We start from the raw sequence: 22,330 nt of genomic DNA on the forward strand, positions 1-22,330 counted from the left end.
TCAGCAGGGCGACTTCGCCCTCATCGGGAGCTCGATCGGGCAGGAGTGCCGCTCCGCGACGCCGAGGCCCACGGAGGGCACGATGGGCGCATGCGGCCAGTCGACCGTCGAGTCGGGGCCCGATCTCTTCTGGAGGTCCGACTCGCCAGCTGACGGCAGAGCGGAGGCGAGCCTCGATATCACCCCGGAGATGGCGCGCACGACCGCGGTGCTGACGCTGCCCGAGGGGGCGACGGTGACCCACGCGTTCCTGTACTGGGCCGCGCGCAACACCGCCGGCGCCGATCCGGAGGTGGAGCTCCACCACGCGGCCGGCTACGACGGGACGGTGACCGCCATCGACTCGGTCGAGACGGTGATCAACCAGGGGAAGCCCAACGAGTCGCACAACTACCAGTCCGTCGCCGACATCACCTCGATCGTGAAGGAGAGCGGCGCCGGGGCCTACCGGGTGGGCGGCGTGGACGTCGTCGACGTGAGGGACAGCGACGACGACGTTGTCTTCGTGGCGTGGTGGATGGTGGTGTTCTACGAGGCGCCGAGATCGCCCATGCGCAACCTCGCGCTGTTCGACGGGCTCGACCGGGTCTCCGACGTGGGATGGCAGCAGGTCGAGCTCTCGGGCTTCAAGGTGCCCGACGCCGGCTTCGTGGCGAAGCTGGGCATCGTCGCGTTCGAGGGCGACAACTCGAACACCGGGGACAGCGTGTTCTTCAACCCCAAGAACCCGGGGAAGCCCGATCTGGCGGAGGCGCTGAGCGACGAGCTGAATCCCGCGGACAACTTCTTCAACAGCACCCGTTCGGCGCTCGGAAAGCCGGTGTCGGTGGAGGGTGATCTCCCGAGGATCCCGGGCACGCCTCAGAGCATGTCGGGGGTCGACATCGACATCGTGGATGTCAGCGCGAAGCTCAAGCCGGGGGACGATCGGGCCACGCTCGTCGCCACGAGCAGGGACGAGCTCTATTTCCTCGCGGGGTGGGTGACGTCGATCTCCAACTATGGCCCTGATTTCAGCAAATCGAGCAAGGTGGCCACGGATCTCGGCGGGCTGCCGACCTACCGCGGGGACGCCGTCGAATACCGCATCACGGCGACGAACACGGGCAATGACGAGGCCGTGGGCGCGGTGCTGACGGACGCGCTGCCTGCCGGGGTGACGTTCGTCCCTGGCTCGCTGTCGATCGTCGATGGACCGAACGCCGGTCCCCAGACGGACGCGCCCGGCGACGACCTCGGGGAGTACGATCCCGCGACGCGGACCATCAGGTTCTGGCTCGGGGATGGGGCGGACGGCGCGAAGGGCGGGAGCATCCCTGTCGACGGCAGCGTCACCGTGCGCTTCGAGGTGACGGTCGACGCGGACGCGCCGGACCTCATCAAGAACCAGGCGAAGATCGCCGCGGCGGGCGCGTTCGGCGCGCCGGTCAGCGACGATCCGACCGACGGCAACGGCGACGCCCCGGGCGCGCCGCCGACCGAAGTCGCCGTGGTGCCGGAGTCGTTCTACGCGGCCGGCAGCGGCATGCTCGGCCCCTGCGCGGCCAGCCCGCGAGGCCGGGATGGGAGCGCCGGCTGGCTCGCGGGGCTCGCGCTGGCCGGTCTGCTCTGCCGGCGGCGCAGGGGGTAGACGATCACCGCCGCGTCAGCGCTCGGTCAGCGCGTCGTCGAGCGTGGGCGCGGTGAGCACACGCTCGGTCCAGCCTTCGATCTGCGCGGCGTCGGCGGCGCGGATGCGCGCCTCGATCGGCTCCGGCAGCTCGCCGAAGCGCAGACGGAGCTGCTTCAGCAACGTGCTCCGCTGCCCCTCGAGCCGGCCCTCTCGCTCACCCGCCAGCCGGCCCTCCCGGCGCCCCTCCTCGCGAAGATAATCTGCGATGGTCACGATTTCCTCCTCGGCATCCGGTCCCGCCGCCACGAGCAGCCTCGGCAGCAGTTTGTCGGGCTCGCGCGGGTCGGCGATGCTCAAAATATACCGCCACACGCGCACGAGCGCAGCCCCTCCGTCAGGCGCCCGACGCACCTCCTGGACCACGTCGCGCCACGCCGACAGGCGCTCCACGAGCTCCTCGGGATCGCGCGCATGCCGGAAGCACCACAGCACCAGCCGGCCCAGCGCCGTCATCGCCCGCGCGCGTAGCGCCTCGTCCGTCTCCTGGCTGATGTCGTCCAGCACGAACCGGAACTGCGGCACATACTCGGCCATCAGCGCCAGCGTTTCCGGCGGCACCTCCAGCAGATCCTGGAACGAAACCGCCGCGCTCCAGCCACCCGCGCTGTGATGCAGCACCACCGGCAGGATGGCCGGGAGGAGCGTCGCCTTCGGGTGGCGCTCCAGGTAACCTTGCCAGATCCGCACCATGTACGTGAGCAGACGAAACGCCATCAGCGGGTGCGTCGTGCTCTGGTGCTCGAAGAGCACGTAGACGAACAGCGACGCTCGCTTCAGCCTGGCGGTGAAGAGCAGATCGCTATGGCTCGCGGCGAGCGCCTCATCGATGAAGCTGCCAGGTTGTAACGCCAGCGACGCGAAGTCGATGCGGGCCGCCAGGGCGGCAGGCAGCGCCTGGCGCAGCGCCCCCGCCGCGTGCTCCGGCTGTCCAAACGTGGACTTGAACAGAGCGTCATGAGGGGTAGGCGTCATCGTTCACCACCGCTGCCGGCGCGCACCTTGGCTGCGAGCTCGCCGAGCTCACACATCTCCCGCTGGTCACGGCGGCGCGCCGTCTCTGAGACCGATTCGCTAGCAAGCCGCAGACAGATTGGCCATGAAAAAGAAATCTATTTCTGGATACGATTCATGAGATGACATTCAGCGGTATCGCCCAATTACGACAATACAAGCCATCTCGTCTCACAATCGTCCCTCCCGCGCGCCCGTGCTGCTGGCGCAACCTGGCTCGGTTGCCTCAGGACAACGTTGCCGTCCCGCAGGCCAACAAGAAGAAGTGGGTGTCATCGAGTGCCCCCGAAGGCGCCGCGCACAGGCGACGTGGCGCCACCCATGAATTACGGGGATATCTGCCGAGTGATTTGGGATTGCGCTGAACAGGCGCTTTGCTCGCCATGCCCGGGGACCGTCCCCCTGGACGGCACCGTGGCTGCCCGCCCGAGCCGCTCTGCCCTGGTCACGAGCACCGCCATGTCGTCTCCTCTTCCCCGATGAGACGGGAGCTCCGGGCGCGCATCGGAGACCGTACCGCGCCGCTGGCAGAGACCTTGGAGCGCGCGTCAGAAGCCTCCCGGCACGCACCGCAGGCTCTGCCCACGTCACGAGCCCTCGGCCCGCTGCCGCGGGGCCCTCGCGCCTGAAGGAAGCCCTCCAGCGCCGCGAGAGCCTCTCGCGGGCGCGTCCGCGCCCGTGCCGCGCTCAGTTGATGGTGAAGGACTTGCTGACGGTGACCGAGCCCCCGCCGAAGGCAGGCACCCGCGCGCTGCGGAACAGCCTGGCGACGCAGCCGCCGACGCTGGTCCCGGCGAAGGGCGCCCCCTGGACTTCGGCCGACGTGACGCTGCCGCTCGGCGCGAAGGTGACCTTGACCCTGCCGGTCCCGGTCGGTCCGCCGGCCTTCTTGCAGCTCTTGGCGGAGCCAGCGGCCGCGCCGAGCGCCGAGCTCGCGGCGCCACGGTTGAACTCGGCGCCTCCGGACGCCGCCGGCTCCGGCTTCGATGCCGCCGGCTTCTCCGCCGCGGCAGCGGGCGCGGACGCCGGCTTCTCCGCCGCGGCGGGCGTCGCGGCGGCGGGCGTCGCGGCGGCAGGCGTCGCGGCGCTCGGGGCCTCGGCGCTGGCGGTGGGCTCCGCGGACGGCGCCGCTGTCTCCGCCGTGGACGGCGTTGCGGCCGCAGCGGTCTCGGCAGGCGTCGGCGCCGGCGCCGCCGTCTGCGCAGGGCTCGGCACCTCGGCGGGGGCGGTGTTCGCCTGCTCCGGCGTGGCCGTCGACGCCTCCGGCGTCGGCGACTGCATGAAGAAGAAGGCGACGCCGCCAATCAGCACGACCGCGGCGATCGCGGCCGCGATCAGACCGGTGCGGCCCTTCTTGGTCGAGGCCTCCGGCGCCGTGAGCGGAGAGAGCGACGAGAGCGACGCAAGCGACGCGGGCGGCACCGACGCCTTGGACGGAAGCGACATCGAGGGAGGCGGCCGCGAGTCCGTCACCGGCGCCAGCAACGGCGGCGGCGCGAGCATCGGCGCGGAGGCGATGGGGCCGCCGCCGAGGTTCAGCAGGTCGTCATAGCCGGCTCGACCGTTGTTCTTCGAGGGGCGGTTCGAGGGACGCCGGCCCGACGGGAGCTCGTCTTCTTCCTTCTGCTTGGCCGCCGCCGCGTTCTCGGTCGCGGTGAGCGCCGAGAGCGAGAAGAGGACCGAGTTCTCGTTGCGCTCGCCCACCTGGCGATCGAGGCCTGGCGGCGGGGCGGACGGGGCGGACGCGGCGGGGTCCTCGGCGCGCTCCGCGGCGCTGAAGACGTCGACCGCGGCCCCCCGGGCCGCGCGACGCGCGGCCGCTGGCGCCGGTGCGCCGCCTGGGGCCGGCGCCGCGGCCGCTGGGCTCGCCGGCGCCGCAGCCGCTGGACTCGCCGCGGCCGCTGGACTCGCCGGCGCCGCAGCTTCCGGGACCTTCGCCGATGCGACGGCTGCAGGCGCCGGGGTCGCGGCCCCCGCTTGGTTCAGGGCGCGCCGCGAGTCCTTCATGACCACGGTCCCCTCGGGCCCGAACCTGAGCCCAGCAGGCGCCGGAGCCGTGGGGACCGGCGCAGCTGCAGCCGCAGGCGCCGCCGCGGCGGCCGGCGCAGAGACCGCTGCGGGCGGAGGCGCCGCTGCGGCCGCCGGTGCAGCTGCAGCAGGGACGGCCGCGGCAGCGGGCGCAGCGGCAGCGGGCATGGGCGTCGCGATCGCGGGCGCCGCGGCAGCGGGCGCCGCCGCGGCGACGGCTGCTGCAGGCGCGGGCGCCGCGTCTTCCTGTGAGGAGAATCGCTCCTTGAGCTCCGGGACGCTGGCGATCGGCAGCCAGTCGCCCATCCCGTCCTTCCACACGTACGTGTCGTTGCTCAGGCCTCCGCGCGCGTACTCGGCCACGAGCTCGGCGGTCGTCATGGTCCGCTCGTCGCCCTCCGCGACGTTGACGGTCCACGTGTCGGGCGCCGCCGCCGCGGGCGCGCCGCCCACGTCGAGCTTCGCCTCGGCGTCATCCGACAGGTCGCCCTGCTGGTCCACGGTCGCGTCCTGCGGTGCGGCCGGGGCAGCCTCATTCGCGCCGTGGACCACCATCGAGTGGTTGCACTTCTTGCATTTGATCTTGACCGTCTTGCCGGCGACTTTCTCGTCGGCAATCGTGTACTTGGCCTGGCACGACTCACACGTAATCTTCATGCGACTGGCGCCCTTCCCGTTCCGGCATGCGGGCATGGGTTCAACGACCACACACGCGCACGATCACGCGGCCCGGTCGGTCGACGCAGAATAGCGGGACGGCGCGAGGCCGATCAAGGCGGCGACTTCTTTTATGATCGCCGCCGGCGCAGCGCCGCGTGATGACGCAGCGCGCGTCCACGTCCTCGCGCAGCGCGCGCAGTGTGGCGCGATCAATTGAGCAGCAGCAGCTGGGTGCCGTCCTTCCCGCAGAACATCGCCTCGCTCGGATAGCGGTCGCCGCAGGTTGGGCAGATCTTTCCACGAGCCCGCAGCGTCGGCCGGACCGGCGCCGCGGCTGCCCCTGCGGCGCCCGCGAGCGAGGCCCCCGAGGGCGCCGGCGCGCCCTCGGCGCCTGCGCTGTCGCGCTCGCCGGCGGCGCCGGCCGTGGAGGCCGGGCCTTCCACTTCGTCTCCTGTCCGCCGGCGGCCTCGGCGGAGCAGGATCAACCCGGCAAATCCGAGGCAGGCCGCGACCCCGCCCACGATGGCCACGAACAGGTTCTTGCGCTGGCGTCCCAGGTCCTCGCCCGAGGTCGTGCGCCCGCCGATGGTGCCGGCCGCGATCACCACGACGGCCGCCTGCTCGCTCTCGCCGGCCTCGTTGAGCCCGCTCGCCGCGAGGAGCGCGTCGTAACGATCGGGGCTCGTCACCTCGATCGCGACGGTCACCCCCTTGCCGGCGACGGACGCGACGAGGCCGAGCGCCCCCTCGCCCGCGCCGGCCCCGAGCGAGAGGGCGCCTGTCGCGTCGACCGTCGCGGCGGACGCGAGCGGCCCCGGCGCGATCGACCACGTGGGCCTCGTCGGGAGCGCGCACCCCTCCGCATCCATGACCAGCGCGCGGAACTGAAAGCGTTCGCCCGGCCGCATGAGCTTGCGCGACGGCGTGACCTCGAGGCGCGCCGGCTCGCCGGGGGCGTCGCAGGAGCGCGAGGCCGCGGGCTTCTTCTCGGCTGCGGCGGGCGCCGCGGACGGAGCGCTCACGACCGGCGGCGGAGCGCTCGCCACCGGCGGCGGGGCGCTCGCCGCCGGGGGCGCTTCGCCCTCGCGCCGGACGAGCGTGTAGGACCGCGTCCTCGTGACGGACGCGCTGCAGGTCGTGTCCTGGATGATGAACTGGTACTGCCCCGTCTCCACCATGTTGATGCTGGCGTCGGTCGCCTGGGTCGTGGTGGTGACCACGGCGCGGCGGGGATCGCTGGCCGGCGTCGTGCAGCGGGTCTGCCAGGAGCGCGCGTTGCCAGACGCCGAGTGCTTGCTCCGCGCGAGCCCGGGCATCTGCTCCCAGCATTCGGCGGTGCTCCACGACCGTCCGGCGCCCGAGATCGAGAGCTCCGAGCCGTGCTGCTGGATCTGCACGGCGCCGCCCGGGGCGCCCTGCGGGCGAGGCCTTGGCCCGCACGCCTGCCCCCAGGCGGAGACCGACCACTGTTCCGTGAGGGCGCTCGCGGTCCAGGACCCGCTCAGCGTCGGCAGGTCCTGCGCGGCGCCCGCGCGGGGGATGGCGACGGCGAGGGCAATGGACGCGAGCGACGCGAGCGACGCAAGGCGAAGCGCGTGGAGCGGGGCCGACGAGGCGAGCAGCTGGCGTCGCACAGGCGAACCGTAGCAGCGCCCGCGCGCGGGCGGCAGCCGGCAGGCTCGGAGCGCCGCCCGCGCGGTGCCGTGCGGCGCGAGGTGCGCGAGGTGCCAGACCGCAGCGAGCGGCGACGCGGTCCGCTCGTTCCGCCACCGCGTCCAGGGCGGCGGGGCCCCGCAGGCCCGAGGCGCAGGTCACCGGCGCGCGTGCGCCTGCGATGCGACGAGCAACGCCTTACGCGCAACCGCCCGGGGCCATCCTCACCAGCGCCCGAGAGCGTGCGAGAGCGCGCAAGACCAAGAGCCGTACAAAATGCTCACGCCGCGAAAAAGGATCTAGACAGGAAAAGTAAAGGTTCGTTACATTGAAAAATGGTCCCGTGCGCATTCTGCATCAAATCTCGTCAGGCACTCCCGCGTACCTGATCCGATCCTGCTCGTCCCTCGACCCCTGCGAAGGGTCGGAGAGGGCTGCTGAGGGTCGCCGCACGCCGCCGAACGCCCAGCGCGCCCCCAGCGGACCGCGAGCTGCGCACGCGCACCGACCGTCGAGCTGGCGAGTGATCTGGCCATCGAACTCGATGCGCCAGACTGCGCTCGGCTCCGCGAACCGTAAGCAGACGTTAGTAGACGCAAGCAGCCAAAAAGCGTCACCGCACGACCCAAAATTGTCACCGTGCAACTCAATGCTTTTCTCGCGCCTGCCGCCAAAAAGATCTGGACATCTCCATCCCTGAGTTGCTAACTTACACACTGTTACCTTGCGCATCCGCTCTCCGATCGAAGCACAAGCACCCGCGTACTTGATCCGATCCTGATCAGCCCGTGGGGGCTCATTCCGACCGGAGCCCGCGAAACCGACCTCGCCTGACCCGTGAGTCATGGTGCCTGCTATCCGGATGACGCTCCAGCAATGGTTCACCCGTGAGGACCTCGAGGAGCTACCAATGAAGCAGTTTGCAATCGCATCTTCTGTCGCGCTCGCCACGCTGTTCATCACCGCCACCAGCCTCGCCAACACGACCGCTCCGTCCCCCACGTGCACCGTGATCAAGCGGGGTGTCCTGGGGGATGTCTACAACGCCGAGATCTGGAGCCTCGCCCCGAGCTACCACGTCCCGACCCCGTTCGAGGTCAACACCGGGTACTCCAGCTCGGTCGGAGAGAAGCGCGCCCTGTTCCGCTTCGATCTGAGCCCCATCCCCGCCGGCTCTCTCGTCACGTCGGCCACGTTCTACGCCCAGACGTACACGAGCACCGCGCAGACCGTGTACGTCCACCAGGTGCTCGCCCCCTGGAGCGAGGAGCTCGTCACGTGGAACAACTTCGGCGGCATGGACCCCGCCGCGCTCACCTCGTTCGTGCCCAACGTCACCGGGTGGAGCTCGGTCGATCTCACCGGGATCGTCCAGGACTGGGTGGACGGGACGGCGCCGAGCCACGGGATCCTCCTCGAGGAGGGCGCCAGCGGGAAGACGTCGTACAAGGGCAGCGCCCACACCGATGTGTCTTACCGGCCTCTCCTCGAGGTCTGTTACACGGCGCCGAAGGGCTCGATCGGCGACAAGGTGTGGTTCGACGCCAACGCGGACGGCATCGAGGACGTCTCCGAGCTCGGCATCTCTGACGTCGTCGTCGACCTCTTCGGCGACGCGAACTGCGACGGCGTCGCCGACGGCGCCGCGCTCCAGAGTACCGTGACCGGCGCGAACGGCGTCTACCGCTTCACCGAGCTCGAGGCAGGCTGTTACGTCGTCGACGTCGACGACGCGACGCTCCCGCTCGGCCACATCCTGACCAGCGACGACGAGCCGCTCGGCGTGTCCCTCGACGCGGGTGAGAACATCGCCAACGCCGACTTCGGCTACGTGACGTACTCGTCGATCGGCGACACGGTGTGGCTCGACAGCGACGCCGACGGGCTCTACGAGCCGGAGACCGGCGAGCTCGGCGTCAACGGCGTCCGTGTCGAGCTGTTCCAGGGGGCCCAGCTTGTCGACTTCACGATCACCGGCACGAGCCCCTACACCGGCCAGCCCGGCTTCTACCTCTTCGACACGCTCCCGGCGGGCACCTACTCGGTGGTCGTCACGCCCGACAACTTCATGGCGAGCGGTCCGCTCGCCGGACAGGAGCCGACGGCCGACCCCGATGGCGGGCTCGACAACGTGGGCGTGGTCTCGCTCGGCTGGGCACAGGACCTGCTCGACGCGGACTTCGGTTACCAGCTCTCCTGCGGCAACGGCGTCTGCGGCGGTGACGAGAGCTGTTCCAGCTGCGCTGTCGACTGCGGCACCTGCCCGCCGGTCTGCGGCAACGGCACCTGCGAGGCCGGCGAGGACTGCGGGAGCTGCAGCGCCGACTGCGACGTCTGCCCGCCGGTCTGCGGCGACGGCACCTGCGACGCCAGCGAGAGCTGCAGCACCTGCGCGGACGACTGCGGCGCCTGCCCGCCGGTCTGCGGCAACGGCACCTGCGAGGCCGGCGAGGACTGCGGCACCTGCGCGGACGACTGCGGCGCCTGCCCCGCGGTCTGCGGCAACAACGTCTGCGAGAACGGCGAGGACTGCTCGAACTGCACCGGCGACTGCGGCGCTTGCCCCGCGGTCTGCGGCAACGGCGTCATCGAGGCCGGCGAGAACTGCCTCGAGTGCCCGAGCGACGTCGGCGTCTGCCCGCCGGTCTGCGGCAGCGGCGTCTGCGAGGCCGGCGAGACCTGCTCGAGCTGCGCGGCCGACTGCGGCGCCTGCCCGCCGGTCTGCGGCGACGGGGTCTGCAAGGCGGGCGTCGAGAACTGCTCGAGCTGCGCGGCCGACTGCGGCGTCTGCAAGTGCTCCTCCCCCGGCACCGGCTCCCCCGGCTACTGGAAGAACCACCCGAGCGCCTGGAAGATCACGAAGCTGACCATCGGCGGCAAGACCTATACGAAGTCCCAGCTCCTCGACATCATCAGCCGTCCGACGCGAGGCGACGTCACGTACATCATCGCGAAGCACCTCATCGTCGCCAAGCTCAACGTCGGTATCGGCAACCGGTCGAGCTGCATCGAGGACACCATCGCCAAGGCCGACGCCTGGCTCAAGAAGTACCCGCTCGGCAGCAACGTGAAGGACAACTGCGGCAGGAACGCGCCGTGGGTGACCGGCAAGCCGCTGTCCGAGATGCTCGACAAGTACAACAACGGCTATCTCTGCGCCCCCCACCGCGACGACCTTGACTGCGAGGACAACCGCAACGATCGCGACCATCACCGCGGCTGCGGCCGCTGAGACGTAGACGCGAGCGCCCCCGGGCCAGCGCCCGCTCCAGGCGACCAGCCTGGAGAGCCGCGGTAGCTGGCCCAGCCCCTCCCCTCCCCTCCGCCGTCGCCCTCCTCACCCCTAGCAGGGGGGCCGCCTCGTACTCAGGACGGAACGTATCTCGACGCCCGCGGACACCCCCACACCCCCGCATGGGCGTGTTCTGCCCCTCGCGCGACAAATTGCCCCTGCCGCCCCGAAGGGGGGCCCCTGCAGGCGCCGCCTACGCCTCGAACAGCGCCCCGACAACGAGCGGGGTCGAGCCCGTCGAGACCGCTCCACCGCAAGACAGGACAGCATGGCACGGGCGCTGCAAATCCTGCGGGGCTGAGCTCCGAGGACCGCGGTAGACGGTCCAACGACGCAGCGTTGGCGGGCCAGAAGAAGGAGAAGTTGCCATGAACCTGACGGAAAGCTGGATTGGCGATAAGCCCTTGGTCCCGCCTTGCGGCTTGTTCGGCAAAGGTCAGCATATCGTCCTGGCTGAAGACGACGAGGATTTCCGGTCCACGATCGCCATGGCGCTCCGCAGCGACGGGTTCGAGGTGTCCGAGGCGCGAAACGGCCTCGAGCTGCTCGACAAGGTGGCGCCCTGCCTCGGTGGGAACGAGCCCCCGAAGCCGATCGACGCGATCGTCAGCGATATCCAGATGCCCTGCTTCTCGGGGATGGAGATCCTGGAGGGCCTCGCCGAGGTGAGGCGGCGGCCGCCGGTCATCCTGATCACGGCGTTCGGCCACCCGCACCTCCACGCGACCGCGCGCAGCCTGGGCGCCTCGGCCGTCTTCGAGAAGCCGTTCGATCTGGACGATCTCCGCAGCGTGCTGTTCAACCTGAAGGACGCGCCCGGCTTCGACGGCGGTTACTGACGAGGACCGACGAGGACTGACGAGGGAGCGCTCCTCCGCGCTCCTCGGCCGCCGCTCAGCCGTCCGGCCGCGGGAGGGGGGTCGCCGCCGCCCAGCGCGCGACACAGCCCCGCTCCTCCTCGGTCATCTCCAGCATGTCCGCCACCATCCCGTCCAGGTGGCGCCGGGCGTCGGTCGGCAGGCCCGCGTTCGCCGGGCCGAGCTCCCGTCCGAGCGCGTCGAGCGCCGCGATCAGGGCGGCTCCCGCCGGCGGGGGCGCAGGGATCGCACGCAGGTGCGCAATCTTCACCTGCGGCATGCCCTCGCGCGCGTCCCGGTGACGCGTGTAATGCCACCAGCGGACGGGAGAGGAGTTGAGGTAACAGAGCAGCGCGAACTCGCTCCAGGTGGCGTCGGAGAAGCCGGCCAGGATCGAGTTGCGGAACGGGAGGCCGTCGCTCAGCGCGGCGATCGGATAGCGGGCGGTCTGGCGGATGAGCAGCCGCACCGCCTTCCAGTCCTCGTCCTTCCGGAAGCGGCCCTTCACGCCGGCGCGATCGACGTGGTGGCGCGGCGCGCGCGCGATCAGCTCGCCGACGTCTGTGCCTTCCCGGATGGGGCAGGTGTACGGCGGCTCCGGGGCGTCCGCGCGCCGGATGCGCTCGGCGTCCTCGGCCGTCGTCTGAAACCCGCGCTCGCCGAACAGGGCCGCCGGCAGCGGGGGCAGCGCGCCGAGCCGCTCGAGGAGCCGGCGGGACACGACGTCGAGATCCGAACGCGCGAGCGGCCACGGGGCGGCCACCGTCCGCGGGGCGGCGGGGGCGAGGCGGGTCGAGAGGAGGCCCATGCACGGCTGGAACACGCCGTCGAAGGCGTCGCTGCCGAAGCTCGGGAGATCGGAGTCCACGGCGCAGAGCGCGTCGTGCGCGCGCCGCGTCGGGCCGTATCCATCGAGATCCGACACCGACGTCGGGATGACGAGGCCGAGCCGCCCGCCCGGCCGCAGCAGCGACGCGGCCCGGTGCACGAACAGGCCGTGCAGCGAGCGGTAGCCGTGGAACGCCGGGTTCCTCCGGAGGTGGAGGTGGAAGACCTCGGGCGCGATCGGCTGCGCCGCGCGGCCGACGTACGCGACCCAGGGCGGATTGCCGATCACGGCGTCGAAGCCCGGCTCGGAGCGATCGAAGACCCCGGGGAACGCGAGCTCCCAGTGCAGGAACCGGCGCTCCTCGGCGATGCGCCGCGACAGCGCCGCCCGCGGATCGGCCGGCTCGCGCGCGGCGGCCATGTAGCGCGCGAACGTGGCCGGCGCCGGCGCCAGGGCCGCGAGCTCGCCCGCCGGCGGCCAGAACCACAGGGCCATCCAGGCGTCGAGCGCCCCCTGATCCGCTCCCTCGGCGCCCCCGGGCCCGTCGCGGGGCGCTCTTTCGGCGGCCTCCTGCGACGCGGCCTCCTGCGGCGCGGCCTCCTGCGGCGCGCTCTCCTGCGGCGCGCCCTCGGGCCGCGGGGGCGCAGGAGCCTGCCGCAGCAGGGCCCGCCGCGTTTGCCGCTCCCCGGGGCCGCGGGGAAGCCTCGCGGCGGACGGGAAGCCGCCGACCTCCGCGCGCTCGGCGCCGATGAGGCTATCGCCGCAGCGAAGCTTGCCGTCGAGGAAGCTCAGCGGGAGGCGCGCGTCCTGCACGACGAGCCACAGCGATAGCCTGGCGAGGTCGACCGCGAGCGGGTCGAGATCGACGCCGTGCAGACAGCGCTCCGCCACGAGCGCCATGGCGCGAGGGAGCAGCGGCTCGCCGGGGGCGAGGGGCGGCGCCGCGCCGGCGCTCTGCCATGCCTCGACGAGGCGCGCGGCGAGCTGGCGGCATGCCTCCACCAGGAACGCGCCGGACCCCATCGCGGGATCACACACGGCGAGCGCGAGGACATCCGCGGGTGCCGCCGGCCGGCCGTCCCTGCCGAGCAGCGGCGACAGCGTGCGCTCGACGACATGCGACGTGATCTCCCGCGGCGTGTAGTACGAGCCCGCGCGCCGCCGGAGCTGCCCCGGCTGGAGGTAGAGCGCGCCCCGCGCGATCCGGTCCGGCTGTCGCGGGGACGCGCGGCGCGCGAGCGCCTGCGACAGCTCGGCCACGCTGCCAGCCGCGGCGACGCGCGCTGCCGGCCGCGCGCCGAGCTTCAGGTCCGCCACCTCCTCGAGCTGCGCGAGCCGGTCACGGCCGGGGAGGGCGAGGAGCGCCTCCAGATCCACGACGACGTGCGACGGCAGGAGCGCCATCGACTCGCCCTCGGCGATCTCGAGGTCAAAAGCCAGGAGGCCCTCGTAAAGCGTGCCGAGGTGCTCGACCTCGAGCTCGCCGTAGCGCAACGGCACGCCGTCGTGCACGAGGAGCGCCGAGAGCACCCGGTGGAGCGCGCCGTCGCTGAGCCACGGTCTCCCCTCCAGGAAGGGGTGGGCGTCCGGATCGCAGAGGCCGCCGCGCGCGCCCCCGGGGCCGCGATCGCGGAGCGCGCAGAAGAGCGCCGCGATCCTCGCCCACGCGCCGTGGCGGCGCTCGAGGTCGTCTCCCTGCCGTCGCCGTTCTTCCTGGAGATCCTCGAAGAGCCGGGCGAGCGGCGCGCCGCCGCCTTCCACGCCGGCGAGCAGGCCGCGCGCCTCGGCGTAGAGGAGGAAGATGAGGCGCATCAACGCGGACACGAGGCCGGCGCGGAGGCGCCGCCGCCCTTCGGCGGAGCCGGCGCACGCGACGTCGCCGCCCTGCGGATCCGCCGCCTGAAGGCCGCGGAGGACCTCGCCGAGCGCGCCCTGCGCCTGATCGCGGAGCTGCCGCGCCACGCCGTCGGCGGACGGCGCGGATCCATCGAAAGACGCGCCCGTTCGCTTCGCGGCGCCGCGCTGGGCGAAGGCGCCGCCTCGTTCACGGTCGCGGCCCAGGAGGGCGGCGCTGAGCTGAGTGCATTCCGAGGACACGCAGGTTCCGCAACAGCATTGCGGATGGGACCGGGTGCAGGCAAGCGCCCCGGCGCGGCGTCGCGCCGGCCCGCGGCCGGGCGCGCCGCCGCGCGAACGCCGCGCCGGGAGGAACGCCGAGAGAGGACCTCCATGTCCTGCCCCCTTGCGGCGGTCTCGGCGCTTGCCGGTGTCGCGCCGCGAGCCGCGAGCCGCGCGCCGCCCTGGAGAGGAGTCCTTCCTCGCCTGGAGGTCCTCACCCAGCACGGTTTACCGAGATCCTCGTGAAAGCATCTCTCACACGCGACCACATCGAGGTACGGTTCGTGCCGCATGCTCAAGAATGAATCCTGAGCTGTTCGAACGATACGCACTCGCTCATTCACGCAATTCGCGCTCTGGCTCCGTGGCGCGGCGCGGCGCCCTGCTCGCCGCGCTCCTGCTCGGGATCTCGGCGTGCCACGACGCCGGCGAGACGCCGGTGCAGGAGCCCACCGGCGCGGTCACCGGCGGGATTGACCTCTATTCCGGCATTCCCCAGGACGGCATCGTCCTCGGGGATCCGAGCGCGCCGATCACGCTTGTCGAGTTCTCCGATCTGCGTTGCTCGCATTGCCGCGATTACGGGCTCGAGATCTTGCCGGTGATCCTCGAACGCCATGTGAGGACGAAGCAGGTGAAGCTCGTATTCCGGAATCTCGCGTTCCTCGGTCCGAGTTCCGTGCAGGCCGCGCGCATGGCTGCCGCGGTCGGGATGCAGGATCGGCTCTTTGATTTCGTCGACCGCTTCTTCCGGCTCCAGGCGCGCGAGCGCCCGGTGATCACGGACGAGCTCCTGTTGCGGGTCGCCTCCGAGGTGCCGGGCCTGGACGCAGAGCAGGCGATGGCGCAGCGCGACAGCCCGGAGGTCCTGCAGCAGCTCGAGGCCGCGCGGACCGAGGCGGCGGCTCTCCAGGTCCGGGGCGTGCCGGCGCTGTTCCTGATCCGGGAGGGGCAGGAGCCCCTCCGGCTCCGCCTCACCTCGATGTCGCCGGAGCCGATCTCCCGCGCGATAGGGCAGATCATGCTCGATCCGCAACCGCCCGGGTGAGCCGCCGCGACCGCCGCAACCGCCCGGGTGAACCGCCGCGACCGCCGCGACGGGCGCCGGCGCCTCGCGCGCTTTTTGGTACGCTCGCGCGGGGATGACCGCATCGCCGCTCGTGTTCCCTCCCCGCCCCCCCTCGCTGCGCGGCCGTCGCCGCGAGCTCGCGACGCTCCTGGCGACGGTCCGCGCGTCGCGCCCGACCCGCGTCGCGCTCGTCGGCACCGGCGGCAGCGGCAAGTCGACGCTCGCGTGCGCGCTCGGGCACAAGCTCGCGCGCGAGCTCCCCGGCGGGATCCACTGGTTCCGGGTCGGCGCATGGGACGCGCGCACGCTGCGCGGCATGCTGTCGCTCCGCTTCGGGGCAGGGCCGTCGCCGTCGCTGCCTGCGCTGCGGAGCCGGCTGCGGGCGCTCGGGGAGATGCTGATCGTTCTCGACAACCACGAGCACGACCGCGCCGTCGCCGAGCTGCTCGACGACCTCCGCGACGAGGCGGTGACCTGGGTCATCACGGCGCGGCGCTGCCTCGTCGCCGGCGTCTCCATCTTTCCGGTCATCGCGCCGCTCGTGACCTCGGGGCGGAGCCCCTTCCCCGCGGTCGCCTCGCTGACCCGCCTGCTCCGCTGGAACCCGGTCTCCCTGGAGCTCGCCGACGCGATCGTCGGCAGCGGCGCGGCCGACGTCGCCGAGCTCCACCGGTGGCTCGTGGCGGGCGGCGTCGATCGCGTGCGGGTCATCGATCACGAGGACGACCTCCCCGAGGTCGGCCTGCTCGTCGCGTGGGCTTTCCGCGGGCTCTCGCCGCCGGCGCGGCGGATGCTCGCGGTGCTGGCGCACTCGAACGGCGACCACATCGACGAGGGCTCCCTCGCCGAGCTCGCGCGGGCCGGGCGGCGCGCCGGCGACGCGCTGGCCTCGCTGCGCCGCTTCCGGCTGGTGCAGGAGCCGTTCGCGGGCCGCTTCGCGCTGCACGCGACGGTGCGCCACGCCGTGCTGAAGCGCACGCAGATGGATCAGCGCCGCTTCTTCGAGCATTACATGGCGCTCCTCGAGCGCTCTCCGGAGCGGCTCGACCTCGAGCAGACCCACCTGTTCGCGGCCATGGACTTCGCGCACGACGCCGGGAGCGTCGCGGCCGCGCTCCGCGTGAACGATCTGCTGTCGCGTCTCTCGCTCTGACACCCGCGCCGGCTCCGGGAGCCCGGTGCGGGCGCGAGCGTGGATGGGCGATGGGCGATGGGCGATGGGCGATGGGCGCGCGCTCGCCGCTCCTCCCTTGTTCGACCCCGCTCGACGTCAGGTCACCGCGGCGCGTCCGGGCCCCCCACCTTGCGGGCCCCCCACGTGCTGGCGGCAGAGATCGACGAGGCGCTTCAGCACCCACTGCCCCGCGGGCCCCTGCACGAGGCCCGGCCTGTGGACCACGGCGAGCGGCAGGACGTGCTCGTCGTCCCCCCACGCCGCCGGCCAGATCCGGACCAGGCGCCCGGCGTTGAGGTCGTCGCGGATCATGTGCTCTGGCAGGTTCCCCCAGCCGAGCCCCGCGCACAGGAGCTCTCGCTTGGTCTGGAGATCCACGACGCGCCAGGTGCGGGGGGACAGGACGGCCTGCTCCGGCGAGCGCCCTCCGCCGCGCTCGCTCAGCACGATCTGCACGTGCTCGCGCAGCTGCTCGGTCGCGACGCGCGTGCCGCGCGGATCTGCGGCGGCGAGTGGGTGTGTCTCGCCGACGACAGGCACCATGCGCACCGAGGTGAGGTGCTGGCGCTCGAGCCCCTGGGCCGTCGCCGCCGGCCCCACGACCCCGAGCTGGCATGTCCCGTCGAGGACGCGATCGGCGACGGCGGCCATGGTCTCGGTGTGGACGACGAGCTCCACGGTGGGGTAGGCGCGCGCGAACTCGACGCAGAGATCGACGAGCGCGGACAGCGGAAAGATCGCGTCGACGCACAGCGAGACGAGCGGGTCGAGGCCGCCGGCGAGCCGCTGCGCCGCGCTGCTGAGCGCGTCCGCGTCGGCGCACACCCGCCGCGCGGCGCCGAGCAGGACGCGGCCGTGCTCCGTGAGCGCCGGGATCCTCGTCGACCGGTCCCAGAGGGCGATCCCGAGCTGGCTCTCCAGGTTGGCCATCGCGTGGCTCACGGCCGACTGGACGCGCCGGAGCTTCCTTGCCGCGGCCGAGAAGCTGCCCTCGTCGGCGACCGCGATGAACGTGCGCAGCTGTTCGAGTGTGATGGAGTCGTGCACCGCGCTTCACCATGCCACGGCGCGGCGCAGTGCAGTGCGGTTCGGTCGTAGGGGTGCGTGCGTGCGCAGGCGCCAAAAGGTCGCGGGCCCTCTGCGCTGCTGATGTCCCTGAAAGCGGCGCGGCGGCCAGGACAGGCGAGGAGCGTTTTCCCAAGGGGTCTACCCTCCAGCGGGCCCGCGTCGTCCGCGGGAAGGTAGACCCCTTTTTCTCACGCTCCTCGCCTGCCCCGGCCGCCGGCCGCGCGCTCAGCCGAGCGCGCTCGTCACAGCTTGAAGCAGGCCGACCCGCCCGTCAAAGCGCCGGCTTCGCGTTCTTCACGCACTCCACGAAGTAGTCGTGGAACCACTGGCCCGCCTGCGGCGCGCGCGTGTCCGCGTTCTCCTTGCCGCAGAACAGGTCGTAGCGCGGCTGGCCCTCCTGGCCCACGCCGTCGGAGTCACCCGGCGGCTTGACCCACACGAAGGCGTCGAGGTTCGTCGCGCCGCCCGGGTTGGCCTTCGGCCGCTCGCCCATGCCCGCGCCCTTGTTGTTGCACCAGTAGCCCCAGTCCGCCCGGATGTTGCCGACGCCGTTACGGCTCGTATCGATGATGAAGTGCTTGTCGCCGAGGCCCTCGGCCGAGAGCGCCGAGGCCATGGCATCGACGTAGTCGAACTCACCGAAGCAGGGGTTGTCCTGCTGATCGTAGCTCTCCGAGCTGTAGCTGAGCTGCGTGTAGTTCGCGACGTTGGTCGCGAAGCCGCGGACGTTGGCCGGACTGCCGGCGGCCTTGATGACCTCGGCGAAGATCTTGGCGCCCTTCTTCTGGTTGTCAGGCCACCCGAGCCAGCCCGAGTGCGCCGCGTCGATGTACTGGTACACGTGCGGCATGTTGAGCTCCTTGAGCGTGTGCGCGACGTTGTCCCGGTAGGACTGCGCCGTCGTCTCGTCGCACCGCTTCCCGCCCAGGTTCGTCGCGATGTTGGGGAGCGAGTCGGGCTCGATGACCGCGGCGATGCGCTGACCCGAGTGAGCAGCGAGGATCTGCTTGATCGGGGCGATGTACTCTTCTTTGTACCGCTGGGTGCCGTTCTGAGCGAGCTGGAGCTCGCCGTTCGACGCCTCGGCGAAGCAGTCGCGGTTCGGAAGGTCGTAGATGACGATGAGCGCCGTGACCGGCTCGCAGAGCTCGTTCTGGCGCTTGAGCGCCGCGTCGAGGTAGGCCGGGAGCTCCTTGATCGCCTCGATCCGGTCGAGCCAGAACGCGGTCTGGATCTGCTTGACCTTCTCCATCTTCGCCTTCAGGGCCGTATCGGTCACCTGCGCGATCGACGAGTCGACCTTCTTGACGTAACCGGGGTCCACGAACAGCTCCGCGCCCGCGAAGGGGTTGCCGTTCGGAGCCGTGATGTCGACCGGGGTGGTGCAGTTGCCGCCGCCCGAAGCCGCGCTGGTCGTCGGGTCCACGGTGCCGGTGCTCGTCGTCGTCGGGTCGACGTTGCCGGTGCTCGTCGTCGTCGGGTCGACGTTGCCGGTGCTCGTCGTCGTCGGGTCGACGTTGCCGGTGCTCGTCGGGGTGCCCGCGCCCACGCCGCTGCTCGTCGGGGTGCCCGCGCCCACGCCGCTGCTGCCCCCGCCCGTCCCGCTGGTGTCACCGCCCCCGCCGTCCCCGCACGCCGTGAGCGCGAGGATGACCGCAACCGACGTTGCCAACCCCAGCTGATGCGTCTTCCTTCTCAGCATATTAAGCCTCTCATCACTTCAATGAAGAAACCAGGCCAATTCAACGCGTCAAATAGCGGGCCGAATTTAGACCAATGGCCTCTCTCGGGCAAGGACAAACGACGGCTATCCCACGCCAACGCGGCTGCGTCGTAGTACGCTATGTAGGTATTTTTCCACGAACGCTAGAACGATCGACACCTCGCGACGCGCGTCACGCGCGCGTCCTGCCCGCGCGCCGCCGCGGGAAGCTGCAGCGGTTCTGCAAGGAGAGAACGCACCGGCGGGGGGCGAGCGCGATCGGCTCAACGCAACGCGCAATCACCACGACTCCGCATTTGCGAGCGCGGCTGGGCCCGGATGTGACACGGCAGACGGATAGAAGAGTTTCAGTTCTATTTCCAAGGTTGTCAGCGGCGACAGACTCCGCTCCTCCGCGTGATGACACACACCAGGGCTGCTCGAAGCGCTGCGCCTGGCGTCATGCGAGGAGGCGACGCAGGGCGCCATGGAGCATCCGATGTCGAGGGGCGAAGTGCGCCGCTCGCCCGCGCGTGCGAGTGAGCCTTCTTCCCAGCCTTCCCAGCCGGACGCTCATGACGTGACAGCGCGTTAGATCGCGCTCGACGTCCGCGTGTCGCGGCGTCCGTCGCGGCGCGTTGCCGTCATCGGGCCGTCACGGAGGGCTTTCTGGCCGACCGCCGGCGATCGGTTAGGCTTCCGTCCCCCTTCGTGCAGAGCTGCCCATGCGCTTCGCGGTCTTCTCGCTGATCCTCGCCCTCGTCCTCGGCGTCCTGGGCCTGTACGTGCACCGGCGCGCCTCCAGGCTGCTCGGCCTGGGTGTGCGCGCCCGGCGCGCGCTGGCGTGCCTGTTGGCCGCCGGCATCATCGCCATGATCTCCGCGCGGTTCGGGCGCGGCGCGCTGCCGGACGGCGTGCTCCGCGGCATGGGGCTCGGCGGAAGCACGCTCTCGCTGGGCGTCTTGATCTCCGCGGTCCTGCTCGCCGTCGTGGACCTCGGCCGGCTGATCGCGCGGCTCGGGCGCGCCGCGCTCGGGCGCGCGACGGCGGCCGCGCCCGCGGACGGCGGGACGGCCCGCGCCGCCGGCTCCGCGCCCGGCCCCGCGGAGCGAGGGGCGCAGGAGGACGGCGGCCCCGCGGCCCTGCCGCTCTCGCCGCCGGTCGAGCTGCCGACGCTCGCCCGCCGCGACTTCCTCGCGACCGGGGCCGCTGGCTCCGCCTTCCTCATCGGCGGCGGCAGCGCTGTGTATGGCGCGCTGCTCGGGCGACACGACTACACAATCGAAGAGGTCGCCATCCCGATACCGGGCCTGCCGCGGAGCCTGGACGGGTTCACCATCGTGCAGCTGTCCGACATCCACCTCGGGCTGTTCGTCGGCGAGCCGGAGATGCGCGCCGCCGAGGATCTCGTGCGCGAGGCCCGCGGCGATCTCGTCGTGATGACGGGTGATCTCGTCGATTTCGATCCGAGGTACGCCGAGCACCTCGGGCGCCTCACGCGGAGGCTCGGCCCGCTCGCCCGGCATGGCGTCGCGGCGATCCCGGGCAACCACGACCACTTCGCCGGCATCGACGCGGCGCTGGGCGCGCTGGAGCGCGGCGGCGCCCGGGTGCTGAGCAACCGCGGGTGCGTCGTGGGCGGGCCCGGCGGCGCCTTTGCGCTGCTCGGCGTCGACGATGTGTGGGCGCGAGGGCGAGTCCCCGGCGGCGGTCCGGACCTCGGCCGGGCGATCGCGGACGTGCCCCGCGATCTGCCGCGCGTGCTGCTCTGCCACAACCCGGTGTTCTTCCCGGACGCGGCCGGGGAGGTGGCCCTGCAGCTCAGCGGCCACACCCACGGAGGCCAGATCAACCTCCTCGTGCGGCCCGCCGATCTGGTGCTCCCCCACGGCTACGTCGCCGGGCTCTACCAGCGTGGCGGTTCGCATCTCTACATCAACCGCGGCTTCGGCACCGCCGGGCCGCCCGCCCGCGTCGGCGCGCCGCCCGAGGTGAGCCGTATCGTCCTCGTCGCCGCCTGACGTCACGCCCGACGCCGTCCGCGTCGAGCTCGCGTGGCGCTGGCGAGCGGACAGCCGAGCCCGGCATCGATCTGCGGAGAGCCGCCGGGATCTCCCGGGCGGTCGAAGGTCTCCGGCAGTGGCGTGTTCTCCGGTTCTTGATTCCCGTGCTGAGGGTGTTCACCCTCCGACGTGCGATGAGCGCAACACGTGCGGCCCGTACGACACGCGCGAACCGTGAGGCGCGCGCGCCACGCGCGATGCGCGCGGCACGTGCGGCACGTCGACACGCGCTGACCGCCCCGGGCCCTCGGCGGGCGCTCCTCCTCGGGATCGCGCTCGCGATCGGCGCCGAGGGGTGCGCGCGAGCGCCGCTCGCCGCGCCTCTCGGCCGTGTCGGCCGCAGCGATCCGCCCGCCGCCCGGCAGGAGCGCGAGCGCGGGTTGGAGAGCGCGCCCCAGCCTGCGCCGGAGCCTCCGCCGCCCGCGGACGAGCCCGAGCTCATCGCGCTCGAGGTCCCGGACTTCGGCCCCGCGGTGGTCGTGACGCCGCGAGGCAAGGGGCCGCGTCCCCTGCTCGTGGTCGCGCACGGCGCGGGCGATCGGCCCGAATGGCACTGCGACATCTGGCGCGGGATCGTGAAAGGAGCCGGCTTCGTGCTCTGCCCGCGCGGCAAGCCGATCGACGTCCGGGCGCCGGACGCCGGGCAGATCTTCTACTACCCGGACCATCACGCGCTGAGCCGCGAGGTCGCCGCGGCGGTCTCGGCGCTGTCGGCGCGCTTCGGGGATCGGGTGGATCTCCGCGACCCGATCTATGCGGGGTACTCGCAGGGGGCGATCATGGGCGCGCTGCTCCTGCCCGGGCATCCCGCCCGCTTCGCGCGGGCGGCGCTGATCGAGGGTGGATACGGCAGCTTCGACGAGTGGACGCCCGGCGCCGCCCGGCGCTTTCGCGGCGGCGGCGGGGCGCGGGTGCTGCTCGCGTGCGGGCGGGCCGACTGCGCGGCGCAGGCGCGCAAGACGCGGGAGGTGCTCGAGCGCGGCGGCGTCACGGCGCGCGTCGTCCACGCCGTGGGCGCCGGCCACAGCTACGGCGGCCTGATGGAACGCGCGCTCCACGAGGCGTACCCGTGGGTCGTCGAGGGCGATCCCCGCTGGCTCGACGGCGAGGCCTCGCCGACCGGCGAGGCCGCGC

General features: G+C 72.1%; 12 protein-coding genes. 6 read left to right on the forward strand and 6 right to left on the reverse strand.

From position 1 onward, the window contains the following. The first annotated feature begins 82 nt into the window (after positions 1–82). Positions 83–1,630 carry a DUF3344 domain-containing protein gene (locus WME97_RS43415; RefSeq protein WP_437546727.1) on the forward strand — a complete coding sequence of 516 codons (1,548 nt, stop codon included), beginning with the start codon at positions 83–85 and terminating at the stop codon, positions 1,628–1,630. A 15-nt stretch (positions 1,631–1,645) separates the two neighbouring features. On the opposite strand, the gene WME97_RS43420 is transcribed toward WME97_RS43415, so the two are convergent. From WME97_RS43420 to WME97_RS43430, 3 genes are all read right to left on the reverse strand, one after another. After that, the gene (locus WME97_RS43420; RefSeq protein WP_437546729.1) at positions 1,646–2,644 is read right to left on the reverse strand and encodes an Rpn family recombination-promoting nuclease/putative transposase; all 999 of its coding nucleotides are present in this window, start codon (positions 2,642–2,644) and stop codon (positions 1,646–1,648) included. A 726-nt stretch (positions 2,645–3,370) separates the two neighbouring features. After that, on the reverse strand, positions 3,371–5,368 hold the full coding sequence (locus WME97_RS43425) for a zinc-ribbon domain-containing protein (protein ID WP_437546731.1): 1,998 nt from the start codon (positions 5,366–5,368) through the stop codon (positions 3,371–3,373). Positions 5,369–5,580: 212 nt separating this feature from the next. Continuing rightward, the gene (locus WME97_RS43430) at positions 5,581–7,005 is read right to left on the reverse strand and encodes a hypothetical protein (RefSeq protein WP_437546733.1); all 1,425 of its coding nucleotides are present in this window, start codon (positions 7,003–7,005) and stop codon (positions 5,581–5,583) included. A 929-nt stretch (positions 7,006–7,934) separates the two neighbouring features. On the opposite strand from WME97_RS43430, the gene WME97_RS43435 reads away from it, so the two are divergent. Then, complete coding sequence (locus tag WME97_RS43435; protein ID WP_437546735.1) at positions 7,935–10,256, forward strand: SdrD B-like domain-containing protein; 2,322 nt, start codon at positions 7,935–7,937, stop codon at positions 10,254–10,256. Positions 10,257–10,684: 428 nt separating this feature from the next. Further along, positions 10,685–11,155: a response regulator gene (locus WME97_RS43440; protein WP_437295895.1), complete on the forward strand. Its 471-nt coding sequence runs from the start codon at positions 10,685–10,687 to the stop codon at positions 11,153–11,155. Between the two features lie 55 nt (positions 11,156–11,210). On the opposite strand, the gene WME97_RS43445 is transcribed toward WME97_RS43440, so the two are convergent. Beyond that, on the reverse strand, positions 11,211–14,099 hold the full coding sequence (locus WME97_RS43445) for an Eco57I restriction-modification methylase domain-containing protein (protein WP_437546737.1): 2,889 nt from the start codon (positions 14,097–14,099) through the stop codon (positions 11,211–11,213). A 385-nt stretch (positions 14,100–14,484) separates the two neighbouring features. On the opposite strand from WME97_RS43445, the gene WME97_RS43450 reads away from it, so the two are divergent. Further along, entirely contained in the window at positions 14,485–15,168 is a 684-nt protein-coding gene (locus tag WME97_RS43450; RefSeq protein WP_437546739.1) for a DsbA family protein, read from the forward strand. 94 nt (positions 15,169–15,262) lie between these two features. Beyond that, positions 15,263–16,342 (forward strand): hypothetical protein, encoded by a 1,080-nt coding sequence (locus WME97_RS43455; protein WP_437295898.1) that lies wholly within the window; start codon positions 15,263–15,265, stop codon positions 16,340–16,342. 117 nt (positions 16,343–16,459) lie between these two features. Here WME97_RS43455 and WME97_RS43460 read toward each other — a convergent pair whose 3' ends face one another. Next, positions 16,460–17,410: a LysR family transcriptional regulator gene (locus tag WME97_RS43460; RefSeq protein WP_437546740.1), complete on the reverse strand. Its 951-nt coding sequence runs from the start codon at positions 17,408–17,410 to the stop codon at positions 16,460–16,462. Positions 17,411–17,702: 292 nt separating this feature from the next. Further along, a complete protein-coding gene (locus WME97_RS43465; RefSeq protein WP_437546742.1) occupies positions 17,703–19,103 on the reverse strand; it encodes a glycoside hydrolase family 6 protein in 1,401 nt (466 codons plus the stop codon). A 755-nt stretch (positions 19,104–19,858) separates the two neighbouring features. Between WME97_RS43465 and WME97_RS43470 the strand changes: the two genes are divergently transcribed. After that, on the forward strand, positions 19,859–21,154 hold the full coding sequence (locus WME97_RS43470; protein ID WP_437546744.1) for a metallophosphoesterase: 1,296 nt from the start codon (positions 19,859–19,861) through the stop codon (positions 21,152–21,154). The last annotated feature ends 1,176 nt before the right edge of the window (positions 21,155–22,330 follow it).

It is taken from the genome of Sorangium sp. So ce367 (assembly GCF_051520455.1).
Lineage (GTDB): Bacteria > Myxococcota_A > Polyangia > Polyangiales > Polyangiaceae > Sorangium > Sorangium cellulosum_B.